The following is a 14,497-nucleotide window of genomic DNA, read 5'->3' as shown; positions in this document are numbered from 1 at the left end:
TTGCGGGCGCGGCGACTGAGCGCCCGCTAGAAGGGGTAGCGAGCAATGCAGTGCGAGCGAGGGGAAGGCTTTCCCCTGCCAATTTATAAAATCACTCCAGAAACATTGCCATATAGTACGGCAATGTAACCATCTTGCCAGCAACACCTATGTTGTTTTCGGAAAGTTTGTAGCAAACCTTTGCTGCGTAATTATCGTTACTCAGAACGGTCTTTGCCGACTTGGAACGCCCCGTTGTCGCCTTGACTTCAATAATGGCGAGTTCGCCGCCGACATTTTCTACAAAGTCAATTTCTAGCCCAGATTCTTTGCGGAAGTAGAATAGTTTGCGGCCCTGTTTGGAGAAACAATCCGCAATGATGTTCTCGTAGATGGCGCCTTTGTAGAATCCCATATCGCCGCTTAGAATCTTTGCAGCTGTTCCACGCTCCAGCATGGCAACAAACAATCCGGAATCCTGCACATAAATCTTGAACGTATTCTCGATTTTGTAACCATCAAGGGGTTCTGCGATGTTGGTCAGATTATAGCAGATGTTGATGATGCCGCAATCGTTGAGCCACTGGATTGCGGTTTGGTAATTTTCAGAACGACCTTTCTTTTCTAGCTGAGAATAGACAAATTTATTGTTTTCTTTTGCGAGCTGCGCGGGAATGGAATCGAACACGCGGTTGATGCGGCCAAGAAGCGTGCGATCTATTTCCTCGTTTTCGTTCTCGTCCAGGTGCTTGCCAAAATCGTCCTTGTATTCTTCAAGAATGTCCTGCTGTTCTTGCCAGACAACATTCATGTCGTTCGTTTCGACAAAACGGGAAACAATATAAGGGAGTCCGCCCACGCAAAGGTATTCCTTGAAATAGCGGAGCATGGCATTGTGCGTCGCCTCGCTTACGGGTTCCTTTTTCTCGTAGCATTCCTTCAGGTAACCGATCACGTTTTCGCCAATTCCCTTAGCCCACAGGAATTCTTCGAAATCCATGGGTTTCATATAAATGATTCTTTCGAAACCGGTCGGGACGCCTTTCCCTTTTTTACGATTGTACCCTTTGATGCCAAGCAGGGATCCGGTACAAATAACGTCGTAGCGTCCATCTTCCATAAAGGGCTTGATGCTCGCGCGGGCGTTTGCGCATTCTTGAATTTCATCGAAGATGATGACGGTCTTGTTTTCAACAAAATGAGCGTTTGGGAAAAGCGCCGAAAGGTCGATGGTAATCCTGCCCACGTTCAGGTCACTGTCGAAGACTTGCTTGGCGTTTTCGTTTTCCTTAAAGTTGATGTAGACGACGTTTTCGTAATGGGTTCGGGCGAAATCCAGGACGCTAGATGTCTTGCCGATTTGGCGCATGCCTTTGACAACCAGGGCCTTCTTTTTGCCCCCCGAAACTTTCCAATTTTCGAATTCTTTAAGGATTTTTCGCTTGAACATACCATAAAACTACACTTTTCCGACCGAATTGTCAACTCTTTGACGCACTTTTTCAACCGAATTATTGTAGCTGGAGTGCACTTTTTCAACCGAAAAAGTGCATTTTTCTAGAAAAGTGGCGATTTAGACTCAAAAACACCAATCGCTTTTAGATGTCCCACGGTCCGTCCGAAAGGTCATTCGGGTAGGCATAGACATATGCGCTCGATGCCGGCTCAAGCCTGGCAAACAAGGTGCGGAAATCTGCGGCGCCTTCCCGGGTAATGGCTTACGCAATGCGGTGAACCACTTCGGTGAACGGCACGCTGCCAACCATTTCGCGGTGGCCCTTGTCAATTAATTCCTTTTGCGTCATAAAAACTCCTTTGCTAAATATGGGAATTGTCCTATTTGGCGTTTGGTTTATATGTTTATTTTGGTGTAAATATGAAAATCCTCTGGTTTCATACGCATGGCGTCTGCAAGGGAATAAGAACCGTCGGCAAAGAACTTGTGCATGGCAAAACAGATGTATTCGTTATCAAATTCCGGGAGCTCAAGACATTCGATGTTCCAGCTTAATTCTTCGTGCCATTCGTTGAGTTCCTTGTAATCAGCAGGCTCTTTCCCGGGAGTATCTTTAATAATAACACTGGTTGGCAAGCACCTTTCTTGCCAAGAGATGCGAATCTTGATGAAGTTCAATTTCCCTTTCAATTTTCCTTTGAACTTTAACCAAACGGTCATCTTTAATCAGATGTTCTATGATATTATTTATGTATTCCGAGCTTTTGCGTTCTTCGTATTTCATATTAAAACCTTTTTAGAACGGAATGACGTCTCCGCATTCATCCTCATACCGTTCATATTCGTCTTTAAACTTTTCAAGGCGGCGGCGGAGTTCAGCAGCACTTTTTCTTGAGACGGGGAATGAAAGCGGCAATGTTTCGTATACAGCCGCGTGCATGACATCGTGGCTTATTTCGCCGTCTTTGTCCACATAGTAAAACAGGATTGTGTAGGCGTCTTCAGACTCGTCAGGATGAACGCGCGAACTAAGAGGATTCTTTTTGCAAAGTTTTTTGTGTTGATCCCATATAGTTTTCATGTAATCAACGCTTGGCGGAAGTTTCCAGATAATGGCGAGCCGCGCATAATCGTTGTAGGCAATTTCTACGATGTCACCCTCCTTGAAAGGAAGGGTTTGGGGATTGCGGCCATAAAAATTGACTTCACCTAAATCAACATCTTTCCCATTGAAACAGCGAACACTCGAAACATCGCATTTTTGCCACAATTTACCATCTTTCAAGTAGCGTCTTCTTGAAAGGGCGTCTTCAGTATAAAACGTACCGCCTACTGGTTTTTCCTCCACAAGAAAACTATAAATATCTTCGTTACCCGTTAGCTTTCGGATTTGTTTTTCAGCCTGCGCCAAGGTCTCAAAAATTCCTGTTTCCGACTCGTAAATTTTAAAACTCGGCGCAGCATAGCCATTCCGTTTAATTTCGTATTTGTCTACGCTGTAACCAGGCTTTTCACACAAATCGAATCTGTAAACGCGCAGAATGAATACACTCTTGTAATTCCTTGTACCCATAAGGTGTTCCTATTTATTGAAACTCTTTTGAAAGAGTTCGTCCCATTTCCAAAGAACTTTGTTGTCGTTCTGCTTTTGCACTTTTTGTGCATCCGAGACCGATTTCTTTATTCTCTTGCAAAGCGATTCTTGCATATCTATTTCTTCGTTCTTGAATTCAACGGCAGAAATGCTTCCCGCAGAATCTCTTGTTATTTCAAATACGCCCGCATATTTAACACGGTTCTTGCATAATACGCAACGGATGATGAACTTCGCCGTTTCGGGAATTATCAAATCAGCGATATTTTCCACGCTTTCTTCACAAGAACTCAGCAGAATGTATGAATCCCTGAGCGCCAACTTACTGTTGAACGAAAAATCTTTTGTACCCGACACATCTGGATTTACAAAGAAAAATCGATGCGTATTTTTGACCGCGTCGCACACCAACAGGCAATGCGTAAATGGGTAGCTTACGAAGGGCTCATCCAAGACATCAAAAATAGAGACAAAATCGTCTGAATTTACGAGGACATCCAGATGACAAAGCGGTTTCCCGGTTTCAGACATTTGGAAAAAGATCTCCAGCTGATCTTGCCTGATGTCATGTTCGTTGCAGCTTAATATCAGTCGTTTGACGGAATGCCAAACATCTTTGCTTTCTTCTTTATCGGGATACGATTCCTCAACATAGCTTTTAAGCGCCTTGTATTTCTGAAATTCATCTAACGTCATACGGGCCTCCTATTTTGCGCAGGTTATTGCGGAACAAAATTCGCTCTTGTAATGAACCTTCAAATAGGCAAATTGGTAAGCGACAAAGGTGTAAATCGACACAAGTGTTTTGCAAACGGCATGTTTTGCGTATATGAAAAGCAAGTCCCAAATTTGCCAAGCGATTTGTTGGTCATGCCCCTTGGCCTCGCACTGACAGAAAAATTCTGGTTCAAGTTTCGATATTCTTTCAGGATTTCTTTTTGCAAGTATGCGACGAACTTCCTCTGCATTTTCTGGAGGATATCCTGTAATTTTGCAAAGGATTTCCGTCACCTGCTCTTGGTAAATAATCATGCCATAGGTAGGCAAAATAATCTGTTCTACATCCGGATGAATGCCGTCATAGCCACATTCGCCCCTCTTTCTATCGATATATTCGGTAATCAAATCAGATGTCGCGGGCCTAAACGCTCTCGCAGGTCCACATAACGCGCATAAAATCATTAATTCTTCGAAGCTATCTGGTTTCAGCTGTTTCGAATATTCTTGCATGTCAGGAGAGTCAAAGCCGAATACTCCCCCCGTATCCCCGTTCCTGAATAGATCTAGTGTTTTCTTATCGTCTAAAGGGATGCGGCTAATGTCAACACGAATGTTCTGTGTTGTTTCAATACAATCCAAGATTTTCCGCATAGTAGAAAGCGGATATAGTTCCAAAAGTTGGTTGTTTTCGCTTCGCATATACGTCTCGTTCACAATTAGATATCCCAAGGACCATCCGAAATATCATCCGGATAGGCATAGACGTATCCGCTTGAAGCCGGTTCAAGCCTTGCAAACATCGTGCGGAAATTTGTTTTTCCTTCTAGCCTAATGGCGTTCGCAATGCGGTGCACCACCTCGGCAAACGGCACTCTGCCGGACATTTCGTTGTGGACTTTATCAATCAATTCTTCTTGCGTCATATTCTCTCCTAAAATAGGTTGACGCAATAAAGATACATCGGTTATGCGACAATTACAGACGGATAGGTCCCGATATGAAAAAAGCCCCTAAAAAGGGGCTTTATACCTATCATGATAAAAAGCGATTGTTTAAACCGTCATCTACCCATTAGCAGAAATTTTGCTCGACTCATTCTTTATTTTTATAATTGTCTTTACAAAACGATCTTGCATAATATCAAAATTCTGATTATCAACTGGTTCACTTTGTTTTTTTAGGGCTATTTTAAAATCATCAAAATACTTGTCTTTTTCCAGCACATCACTTTTGACTTCAGAAAAGAATTCATAAATATCACTGTATAACAGTGATTTGTATTCTCCATTTTGCGCATACTTCAATGGATCGATAATATTGTAGTTAGGAGTCAATAAAAAGAAATGACATTCACGTTCGCTATAATTTTTACACACATGGGTATAATATTTATCCAATTGACTTTTTGCATCTTCCTCTGTTTTTATGTCGTGTCCAAAACCGTTTATGCCAGACTTAATCTTATTCTCAATTACAATTACATGCCTTTGCGATTTTATAAGTAAATCAATGTTACACTCAACTTCGCGAACAATTTCATAATCCTCATTAAAATTGCTTATTCCTAAGACTTTTTTGCAAAACTCAAAAAAGACATTTTTATCTAAATTAAAGAAATATTCCAACATATTTGAATACGACAGTTCATCGTATTCCTTTTTGATAAGAGTTAAGAAAGAAAATTTCTCTGACGATATATCGTTTTTCAAATTTACCTTATCAGTACTTTTTTCAGAATTAAGCCATAATGATGAATTATCTATAATTTTTTTCAAAACCGTATGTGCTTTTGGCTGCTCTTGTTCATCGCAATAAATCTTTGGACTTGTGCAAGAAAAATTATATTCTGGTAAATAAAAATATTGGGAATTGGCGTTTGTATTCAATGATTTATCAGTCGTTAAATATATAGTTTTACTAGGACGTCTTACACTCCCAGCCCTGAAAGTAACTAACTGTGGTTTATATTGCACTTCATCTCGATTTCCCTTCATAATTTCATCGAGATATACAGAACCGTATTTTATTCCGTTTTCATGAACATATTTTTTTTGCTCTTCAAAAAAAACGTCTTCTTTTTTATAGTCATATTCGCAAAGGATTTGTTGCAAGTCAGACGCAACACCTAGAATTTCCAATGTTGCATTATTGATCATTCGGACCAAAAGGATTTCTGAAATTTTATGATCCCATTCTTTTGCAATCCATCCATAGGCGTTTACATACACATAATTGCAGTCATTGTCCGCCTTATACAGGTTGATTATCTCATGACCGATATTTTCGCCAGATTCCAAATACCCCCCAGTATACATTTTATTTAAAATAATTGCAGCCATTTTTTTCTCCTTATATTGAAAGCTTCTTAATAGAAATATACCCTCAAAATCGCAAAAGTGCCATTTTTTTCATAAAAAACAAAAAAATGTGCATTATTTGCATATTATTCAATGATTTTACGCATTCCGTAAACGTCATCAGTTGTCGCATACCGTGAGTATATTTTGCGGTATGATTAGGGATGACATTCAGGTTTCTTACTGGAAAAAGCTACTTAAAAACATCATTGTACCGGGCGAATCTAGGACATTCCCCTCTGAAGGGGAAATTCTTTGTGCGTTCAACGAATTGAAAAGTCGCAGAGCAGAATGCCGCTTTGTGGTAACGATGGACGGGAAAAAGCAAGGATCACTGTTTCAGCAAAACGATAAAATTGAAGAAATAACCATCCAGAAATTATTTGATTCAATGTACATCATTGAATTGACAATCAATTTTCAGGCGACCGTGCACTTGAAATTAAGAAACGGAGATTCATTCAGCTTCTCGGCATCAACAATCGACCTGCAAAGAACGCTAGAAAACCTGGAAACCTTTGTTGACGAATTCCCGGAACATAAAGAAAAAATGGAGCGCGCAAAAATCGAGGCCGAGAAAAAGGCAAAAATTGAAGAGATGGCTAAAATCAGCATCAGGTCTGCCGTGGAGCAGTTGCTTTCAACAACGCATTACGAGTGGGACCTAGTAGACAAAGGCGAGTTCTTTTCTTTGCGCATTGGCATGGGGAAAAAGAACGTGATTTCGATGACACTGAACCGTAGGGACTTTATGAAACGGCTCCCCACGCTTTTAGAGGTGCTTGGGCGCGTGGAAAATTTGCTGAACACAATGCCCTTCCCGATGGATATTACAATGACAAAGGAATTTACACGATTTTAAGGAGAGTCTATGGGCGTACGCATCAATGGAAAAGAACTGGAAAAACTTTTGGCAGCAACTCCCGCATCGCAGAACATCATGCTCACCGGGAAACACGGAATCGGCAAGTCGCAGATTCTGGAGAAGTTCTTCACTGCGCGCGGAGAACGGGTGGTCATTCTATTTCTCGGGCAGATGAGCGATCCTGGCGATTTGATTGGGCTCCCGCGCTTGAATACAGAAACAGGAAAGACGGACTTTATGCCACCTTATTGGTTCCCGACGGACGGGAAGCCGATGGTACTCTTTTTAGACGAACTCAACCGCGCCCGCCCCGAAGTGTTGCAGACCATCATGGACTTGACGCTAAACCGGACACTCGCTGGTAAAAAACTCCCCGAAGGGAGTCGCGTGATTAGCGCCGTGAACGACGGAGAAGAATACCAACTCACCGATTTGGACCCGGCTTTGGTTAGCCGCTTCAATATTTACGAATTCCGCCCCACCGTTCAAGAATGGCTCCTGTGGGCGGCCCAGAAAAAACTGGATAATCGAGTCATCTGTTTTATTTCTGAAAACCCAGAAATGCTTGATGGTGCAGAATTCACCCGCGAAGATCAAGGGCTTGAAAAATCTCCTGACAGGCGCGCCTGGGAACGTGTCTCAAACATTCTGCAACAGAACGAAGTTAATTCGCTGCTCAAAACAATTATTGCTGGTGTCATCGGGATGACCGCGGCTTCGAAATTCTTTGCAAGCATCAATCAAAATAGATTGCCCAGCGCAAAGGACATTTTACTCGGTGATTTTGCAAAACAAAAAACTGCATTGAAAAAATGCAAAGTACCGGAACTCGCCGCGATAAACGAGTCCATTTTCCGCTTTATTGAAACGAAAAATTACGATGACAGCGAAATAGAGAAAGTCGCTACAAATCTCGATGCATATTTTGATTTTCTTTCTGACGAAAAATTCCGTGAAGCACAGGCGCACTTTACAAACGCCTATTCTTCGGCCGTGTATCCGCAAGCAATGACTTTTATCATTACGCGATGCATCAAGCTGTATAGCAAGATAATGGCTTTTGTGCAGTCTATATAAACAATGACGGATGGTGACCCATGACTGTTCTTGAGAGAATCAAGAAAATTGGCGAAACGTGGTTCCTGACAGAACCACTGCTTTTCGCGGCATACTGTAGTCACAGCGTAGTTGAAAACGACACCTTGGAAGTTCCCATTCGAACAGGCAATCGAAAAGTTGAATTTTCGCCATCTCTCTTGGAAAATGAACGCGATTCTATTTTGGTGGAAATGTTCAAGATAGAGATGTTCCGAATTCTGCTAAAACACCCGTACCAACGCCAGCCTCCTTACGCCGAGAAGGCTCTCCTTACCATGGCAAGCAACGTGACCATTGCAGATGTCTACGATGTGCCCCTCCTGATTAGAAAACAGATGAGCGGGACTAGCTTACAATTGCCACACGGGCTGTGTTTCGAAGAATACTACCAGATACTGAAGGGGCAAACCGCAAAAGCGATTCCTCTAGGTGGAAACGAAGATGGCGAAGACGGGGACGGTGTAGGCGAATATGAGAACAACCAGGGAGAGGGACAGGATTCTGAAGGAAACGGAGACAATGATGGAGATGGCGGTCGTAATAAGGGGTTGAAAGATGCACAAGTATCGGAACTTTGGGAGGAAGATCCGGAAGCCTGTTGCGAAATCAATGACATGATTGAAGTCGCCATAGCAAGCAACACCTGGGGAACGGTTCCCGGTTCCATGCAAGGACTTATCAAGGCGAGCTTGAAGGTCGACATGGATTACCGACGAATGCTGAGCATTTTCAAAACATCGGTACTTTCTAGTAAACGCCATCTGACACGTATGCGCCCCAATCGCCGATTCGGATTTGACGCCATGGGCAGCCGCTACGATTTAAAAGCGAATCTGCTCATAGCCGTAGACGTGAGTGGTTCTGTCACCGACAGAAGCCTAGAATTCTTTTTCTCGGCCATTGGCAGACTTTTCAAATTCGGAGTCGAGAAGCTGGACGTTCTCCAATTCGATTCAGAAATCAAAGGCATCCCCGAAGCTTTCAAGAAAGCTCGCAAGAGCATAAAAATTATAGGCCGAGGCGGAACCGACTTTCAACCCGTCGCAGATTACTACTGCAATCATCCTGAATACGATGGGTTAATTTTCTTCACAGATGGTTTTGCTGAATCCCCCACCTACAGCACCAAGCGTGTCATAGATGTTCTTTGGGTGCTAAGCAACAAATCGGATTACGAATCCAATAGCGAAAGACTCAAAAAACTCAAACGGAATCGTGTCACTTATATTCCGAGGTCATAATGCCCTTACGCCGGAATCAAAATACCACCTACATACTCCTTGATTCATTTTGGAACAGAAAAATCAGGGGTATCATCGCCACATTCCCTTCAAACGAAAAGCATTGGCCCATCGATCCGGAATACTTGAAAAAGCAAATCTACGATTTCGCCCAGAAAGATCCCATAAACAGAACTGTCACAGAGAAGTTCAATACTATCCTTGAAAAAATAATTCTGACTATCACTCCAAGCGGAGTGAAGAGCGAGCGTTTTATGCTCGTTGTCGAGCCTAGGAACGCTTTTGCGAACTTCTATGCCACATACAATACGGATTGGGGACAAGAATATGATACAAGCGTGTACAGCTTCAACTGCAATATTGAAGCGACTTTAAAAAACATAGATGCATTCCTCAGGAAGTTTCCGAAATATCACGAACAAGCTCAAAACCTCCGCCTTTCGCAAGAAAAAGAAAACAAACTTATTGATATTGCCGAGAAAAGCATTGAGACTATTATTCCGCAAATCATGTCATCTTCGAACTATGAGTGGTATTTAAGCAGTGACGAAACGCGCTACCTTCTGTTTGTGAAAATGAAAAAGCACAAGATGATTCAAATATCGCTCACTCCCAAGAATTTCTCGGGAAAAATCTCGGGCATTTTGAACGTCATCGCGCAAATAGAAAAACTGCTAGACCAAATTCCCTACGCCGTTGACATAAAGAGCTACGGCAATAAAATCCCGTGGAAAAAAGGGGCTAAATTGGATAAATTACAGGCCGAAACAGGGGTTTAAACTTTACAAGAACGATTCTTTTTTATATTCACTCTAAACAGGAGTCCTTATGAAAAAGCATCTTCTCCCCCTCTTTGCCATGATGGCATCTTTCGTCGTATTCGGCTGCAGCGACACCAAGACCCCCGCTACTGAAAAAACGGCAGAGCCTGCCAAGACTGCTACGGAGCCGGCAGAAAATGCTGCCCCAGCTGAAGCGGCGAATGTCGTGCAAGTTGCAAAAACCATCAAGCTCGCAAACGGTGCTAGCGTGACTTGGATTCAGGACAATCAGGGCGAAAAGCTGAACCCACGCAGCCTCTTTAGCGACGCCAGCGACTCTCTGTTTGCAAGCTTGAATTTGCCCGATGGCATTCCGGCTTCGGTGAGCGTGTTCCTGTTGCAGGTGGACGGCAAGAACATCTTGTTTGATGCGGGTCTCGGTGCTTTCGGCGGCCAGATGCTGGATCGCCTCGCCGCTTTGGATGTGACTCCTGACAAGATTGACTTGATTTATCTGACGCACTTTCATGTGGACCACATCGCAGGCATGATTGCAAAAGATTCTGCTGGCAAAGACGTGAAGGTATTCAACAACGCCACCGTTTACGCAGGCAAAGTGGAATACGATGCTTGGATGAATGACATTCCGAAAAACGACTTGCAGAAGGTCGTCATGGGAATGTACAAGGATAAACTCCATTTGTTCGCCTTTGGCGACAGCTTGCCGCACGGCGTGCTTGCGCTGGATGCCGTGGGCCATACGCCCGGCCACACTGCTTTCCAGATTTCGAACTTACTCGTGATTGGCGATTTGATGCATGGTTACGCTTTGCAAAAGGACCACCCCGAAATCAATTCCAATTACGACATGGACAAGGAAAAGTCCATTGAAAGCCGCAAGCGTATTATGCAATATGCCCGCGACAACAAACTCACCATGGCTGGCATGCATTTGCCGCCCCCGGGATTTGCGGAATAATTTTAAGGATGTTCTATGGAATGGAATGCTGAAACTAGGGAACGGATTGAAGCGCGGTTGAATGCGAAGGAAAGTTCGCTTGCGCCTTATGCTTGCAAGTCTGTTCAGGCAGTTCGCTTTCGCGAGGCCGCGGAAGATGTTCGTCCGAACTTTTTCCATGATTCGGACAAGATTATTCATTCCTATTGCTACAGCCGATATATTGACAAGACGCAAGTTTTTTACTTGGTCGAGAACGACCATATTACGCATCGCGTGCTTCACGTGCAATTGGTTTCGAAGATTGCGCGTACAATCGGGCGTTTCTTGAATTTGAACGAGGATCTAATCGAGGCGATTTCTCTGGGCCACGATGTGGGCCACACGCCTTTTGGACACGACGGCGAGCGCATTCTGTCGGCATTTTTGGAAAAACAGAACGAAGGAATTTTCGAACATAACGTTCAGAGTTTCCGCTTATTCCATGAGCTTGAAGCGTACGGCAAGGGTCTGAACCTTACCGCACAAGTGCTTGACGGAATCATTTGCCACAACGGCGAAATTCTGCAGAACCATTATGGTTGCGATCGCAACAAGACGCCAGAAAAGTTGCTAGAAGAGTACCGCAACAGTTTGACGGGCGCGCTGAAATCGAAGGCGATGGTCCCGATGACATTGGAAGGTTGCGTGATGCGCATTTCAGATGTAATCGCCTATATTGGCCGCGACATTGAAGATGCCATCAAGTTGAAGCTGGTGGAACGCGAAAACCTACCTCGAGAAATCACGGATGTTCTCGGCGACAAAAATGGCACTATCGTTGACACGCTGATCAAAGACCTTGTGAATAACAGCATCGACAAGGAAACGCTGACTTTCTCGGCAGATGTTTCCGAAGCGTTAAGCCGCCTGAAAGATTGGAATTACAAGAACATTTACCAGAATCCGAAAAAATCTACGCAAGACGAGAAAATCAAAACCATGTTCCAGACGGTTCTGGAAGAATGCCTCGAAGAACTTGAATCGGATAAGAAAATCACTGGCATTCGTCATTGGTACGAATCCATGAGCGAAGAATACAAGGCCGCAACTTCAAAGCCCCGCGTCGTTGCCGATTACGTTTCTGGAATGACAGATGACTACTTGATGAATTCCTACAGGGAAATTGTCATTCCGAAATCTTTCGGAATTAATTTCGCACAGTAGCGTTCTCTAAAATTCTACTTCTCGAATTCCAAGATGTCGGCCTGCAAGGTGACATCGTCCGGGAAGTAGCTCTGGGCGGTGCGTAGCAGGCGCAAGGCCTCGTCATCGCGCTTTTGGGCGTGGGCGTCGTAGGCCATGTTCTTGTAACCGAATACGGCTTCGGTGTTGCCCTGCTTTGCGGCAAGCTCGTAGGCGGATTCGGCGCGGTCGAGGAACTTAGCGTCGTAAGCCAGGTTCCCGAGGAAGATGGCTGCATCGCTAAAATCGGGTTTGATTTGCGTGAGGTTGTTGAGCACATCCATCGCGACAAAGGGCTTATTGTCTTCGGCGAGAACGTCAGCAAGTTTGTACATGGTCGCCGGATCATCAGGGCGTACCCCCAGCGCTTCGCGGTAGGCGGCGGCGCTTTCTTCGTACTGTTTGTTCAGACGGTAAACATCACCTAGGTAAACCAGGAAGTCGATTTCTTCGGGGTGGGCGGCATAGCCTTCGCGAATCACGGTCACAGCGCGTTCAAAATCATTGAGCGAGATGTTCGCTTCGGAAAGCTGGTACACGATGCTGATGTCTTCTTTGTCGAGCTGGTAAGCTTTTTCAATGGCACGCAAGGCGCCGACCGCGTCGCCGGTTTTACTGTAGGCTTCGCCTAAGTAAAGCCAACCGGAAACATTTTCCGGTTCCAGTTTCAACGCGCGGTGATACGCCGCCACGCATTCCGGATACTGTTTGAGTCTAAAATACACGCTCGCCATGTTAAAGAGCGCGGGCGAAAACGCACCATTCGAGAAGTCGATTGCCTTGCGGTAAGTGGCGGCGGCTTCGGGCAAGTTTTCCAACTGGTAATAGCTATTCGCGATGTTGAAACTGGTGGCGACGGGGTCGGCGCCGCGAGATTCAGCCTTGCGATAAAGCGTAATGGCCTGCTTGAATTTTCCGTCGCGGTAAAGGGCATTCGCGCGTTCCATCAAATCGTAAGAAGACTGCGCAGCGAAACAAGAGGCAGCAAGAAAAAGCAAAACAGACGAGAGACGAAAGACGAGAGACGAGAGAGATGCAATACAAGAATCTCCCATCAAACTATTGTACTTACTTATCATTCCTTTCATCATCATTTTTAAACTCTTTGCGCAAAGCGCCATTATAATTCTTTCGTCTCTAGTCTGTAGGACCGTAGGTCCGTTCTCTCGTCTAAATCAGTCCCTAAACTTCACTTCGAACGGTTGTTCCATACCACAGAAAGGCACTGCCTTGCCCGCCTTTTCGGCAGGAGTAAATGTCATGCGGCCAAGAGCCTCACGGCCCGCCTGCGCAAGGCCGGAACCTGCTGGAGATTCTTCAAGCACCTTGATATCGTAAGCCTTGCCGCTTACATCCACGCAAAAACTCAAGCGGAGCGTTGCATCGATTTCGTTGTCGCGAATCTTGGGCGGCACTTGGAAATTCGCCATGCTGCGGCTTTCGGGTTTCTTATCCACATCGCCCTTTTCCGTCGAGAGCGCGCCGCCGCGGAAATCAGCCACCAAGTCACGGCTTACAGCAGCGCCGCCGTTACCCGAAGCGGCACCCAAATTCATCGCAAAACGCGGGCCAGCCTTAGGCGAGCGAGAATTCGACCTCATGCGATTCGGCTTGCGAGCAGGCTTTTTCTTTTCAACTTTTTTTTCGACTTCGTCTACTTTCTTGATGGCGATTTCGGTCTTGTTGTATTTCTTTTCGTGAAACACCTTACCCGTCAGGAACAAGTTCGCCATCGTCACCGAGAACACGAGAAGCATACTCGCGAGAATCGCCGCAAGCAAAATGCTAAAACGCTTCACTATTTTTTTCAAAAAATGCAACATCTCTCTCGTCTAACCCTATTCAGCTTGAGCCGCAATCGAAACCTTCTTGACTCCAGCCAAGTTGCACATGTCAATCACCTGCACCAACACGCCCGTTTCGGCACCCTTGTCAGCAATCACCACCGCTTCGCGATCCGGAGCCTTTGCAAGCGACTGTTTCAAAATATCTTGCAAGCTCGCCAAGTCCACCTGGCGTTCATTCATATGGATTGTGCCTTCGCGGGTAATGGCAATCAGCAAGTTCTCTTTTTCGAGTTGGCTTGCAGACTGTGCCTGCGGCTTAGTCACGTCAACACCCGTTTCACGCGTAAACGAAGACGTCACCACAAAAAAGATGAGCAAGATGAACACGATATCCATCAGCGGGCCCATTTCGATGCCCATGTCTTTCTGCTTTCTTCTCGGCAAATTGAATTCCATA

16 protein-coding genes are annotated in these 14,497 nt (G+C 44.8%); 6 read left to right on the top strand and 10 right to left on the bottom strand.

The genetic code is table 11. The features are described from left to right. Positions 1-91: 91 nt before the first annotated feature. The 7 genes from B7989_RS01265 to B7989_RS01235 all read right to left on the bottom strand — a co-directional run bounded on the left by B7989_RS01265 (position 92) and on the right by B7989_RS01235 (position 6,088). Positions 92-1,429 (bottom strand): ATP-binding protein, encoded by a 1,338-nt coding sequence (locus B7989_RS01265; protein WP_088626829.1) that lies wholly within the window; start codon positions 1,427-1,429, stop codon positions 92-94. Between the two features lie 402 nt (positions 1,430-1,831). Then, positions 1,832-2,155: a hypothetical protein gene (locus B7989_RS01260; protein WP_088626828.1), complete on the bottom strand. Its 324-nt coding sequence runs from the start codon at positions 2,153-2,155 to the stop codon at positions 1,832-1,834. A gap of 76 nt (positions 2,156-2,231) precedes the next feature. Next, complete coding sequence (locus B7989_RS01255; RefSeq protein WP_088626827.1) at positions 2,232-3,008, bottom strand: hypothetical protein; 777 nt, start codon at positions 3,006-3,008, stop codon at positions 2,232-2,234. A gap of 9 nt (positions 3,009-3,017) precedes the next feature. Next, on the bottom strand, positions 3,018-3,725 hold the full coding sequence (locus B7989_RS01250) for a hypothetical protein (RefSeq protein WP_088626826.1): 708 nt from the start codon (positions 3,723-3,725) through the stop codon (positions 3,018-3,020). Positions 3,726-3,734: 9 nt separating this feature from the next. Next, positions 3,735-4,448 (bottom strand): hypothetical protein, encoded by a 714-nt coding sequence (locus B7989_RS01245; RefSeq protein WP_144264930.1) that lies wholly within the window; start codon positions 4,446-4,448, stop codon positions 3,735-3,737. 17 nt (positions 4,449-4,465) lie between these two features. Beyond that, positions 4,466-4,672 carry a hypothetical protein gene (locus B7989_RS01240; protein WP_088626824.1) on the bottom strand — a complete coding sequence of 69 codons (207 nt, stop codon included), beginning with the start codon at positions 4,670-4,672 and terminating at the stop codon, positions 4,466-4,468. A gap of 141 nt (positions 4,673-4,813) precedes the next feature. Next, a complete protein-coding gene (locus B7989_RS01235) occupies positions 4,814-6,088 on the bottom strand; it encodes a PD-(D/E)XK nuclease family protein (protein ID WP_088626823.1) in 1,275 nt (424 codons plus the stop codon). A gap of 172 nt (positions 6,089-6,260) precedes the next feature. On the opposite strand from B7989_RS01235, the gene B7989_RS01230 reads away from it, so the two are divergent. Genes B7989_RS01230 through B7989_RS01205 form a run of 6 tightly spaced genes read left to right on the top strand, consistent with a single transcriptional unit; the run spans position 6,261 to position 12,235 of the window. Continuing rightward, positions 6,261-6,968 carry a hypothetical protein gene (locus tag B7989_RS01230; RefSeq protein ID WP_088626822.1) on the top strand — a complete coding sequence of 236 codons (708 nt, stop codon included), beginning with the start codon at positions 6,261-6,263 and terminating at the stop codon, positions 6,966-6,968. 9 nt (positions 6,969-6,977) lie between these two features. Continuing rightward, positions 6,978-8,048: an AAA family ATPase gene (locus B7989_RS01225; protein ID WP_088626821.1), complete on the top strand. Its 1,071-nt coding sequence runs from the start codon at positions 6,978-6,980 to the stop codon at positions 8,046-8,048. A gap of 20 nt (positions 8,049-8,068) precedes the next feature. Further along, positions 8,069-9,310: a VWA-like domain-containing protein gene (locus B7989_RS01220; protein WP_088626820.1), complete on the top strand. Its 1,242-nt coding sequence runs from the start codon at positions 8,069-8,071 to the stop codon at positions 9,308-9,310. Beyond that, positions 9,310-10,089, top strand: coding sequence for a hypothetical protein (locus B7989_RS01215; RefSeq protein WP_088626819.1), 780 nt, complete (start codon positions 9,310-9,312; stop codon positions 10,087-10,089). Before B7989_RS01220 ends, B7989_RS01215 begins: the two co-directional genes overlap by 1 nt. A gap of 49 nt (positions 10,090-10,138) precedes the next feature. After that, positions 10,139-11,050, top strand: coding sequence for an MBL fold metallo-hydrolase (locus tag B7989_RS01210; RefSeq protein WP_088626818.1), 912 nt, complete (start codon positions 10,139-10,141; stop codon positions 11,048-11,050). Positions 11,051-11,065: 15 nt separating this feature from the next. Next, positions 11,066-12,235, top strand: a complete 1,170-nt coding sequence (locus tag B7989_RS01205) for a deoxyguanosinetriphosphate triphosphohydrolase family protein (protein WP_088626817.1) — start codon at positions 11,066-11,068, stop codon at positions 12,233-12,235. A 14-nt stretch (positions 12,236-12,249) separates the two neighbouring features. Here B7989_RS01205 and B7989_RS01200 read toward each other — a convergent pair whose 3' ends face one another. From B7989_RS01200 to B7989_RS01190, 3 genes are all read right to left on the bottom strand, one after another. Next, positions 12,250-13,347 (bottom strand): lipopolysaccharide assembly protein LapB, encoded by a 1,098-nt coding sequence (locus B7989_RS01200; RefSeq protein WP_233144198.1) that lies wholly within the window; start codon positions 13,345-13,347, stop codon positions 12,250-12,252. A gap of 81 nt (positions 13,348-13,428) precedes the next feature. Continuing rightward, positions 13,429-14,052, bottom strand: coding sequence for an energy transducer TonB (locus tag B7989_RS01195; RefSeq protein ID WP_233144197.1), 624 nt, complete (start codon positions 14,050-14,052; stop codon positions 13,429-13,431). Positions 14,053-14,091: 39 nt separating this feature from the next. Further along, the gene (locus B7989_RS01190; protein WP_072798016.1) at positions 14,092-14,496 is read right to left on the bottom strand and encodes a biopolymer transporter ExbD; all 405 of its coding nucleotides are present in this window, start codon (positions 14,494-14,496) and stop codon (positions 14,092-14,094) included. Between the last annotated feature and the right edge of the window lies 1 nt (position 14,497).

Source organism: Fibrobacter sp. UWB5 (genome assembly GCF_002210295.1).
Classification (GTDB): domain Bacteria; phylum Fibrobacterota; class Fibrobacteria; order Fibrobacterales; family Fibrobacteraceae; genus Fibrobacter.
This window is presented reverse-complemented; position numbering and strand designations above follow the sequence as displayed.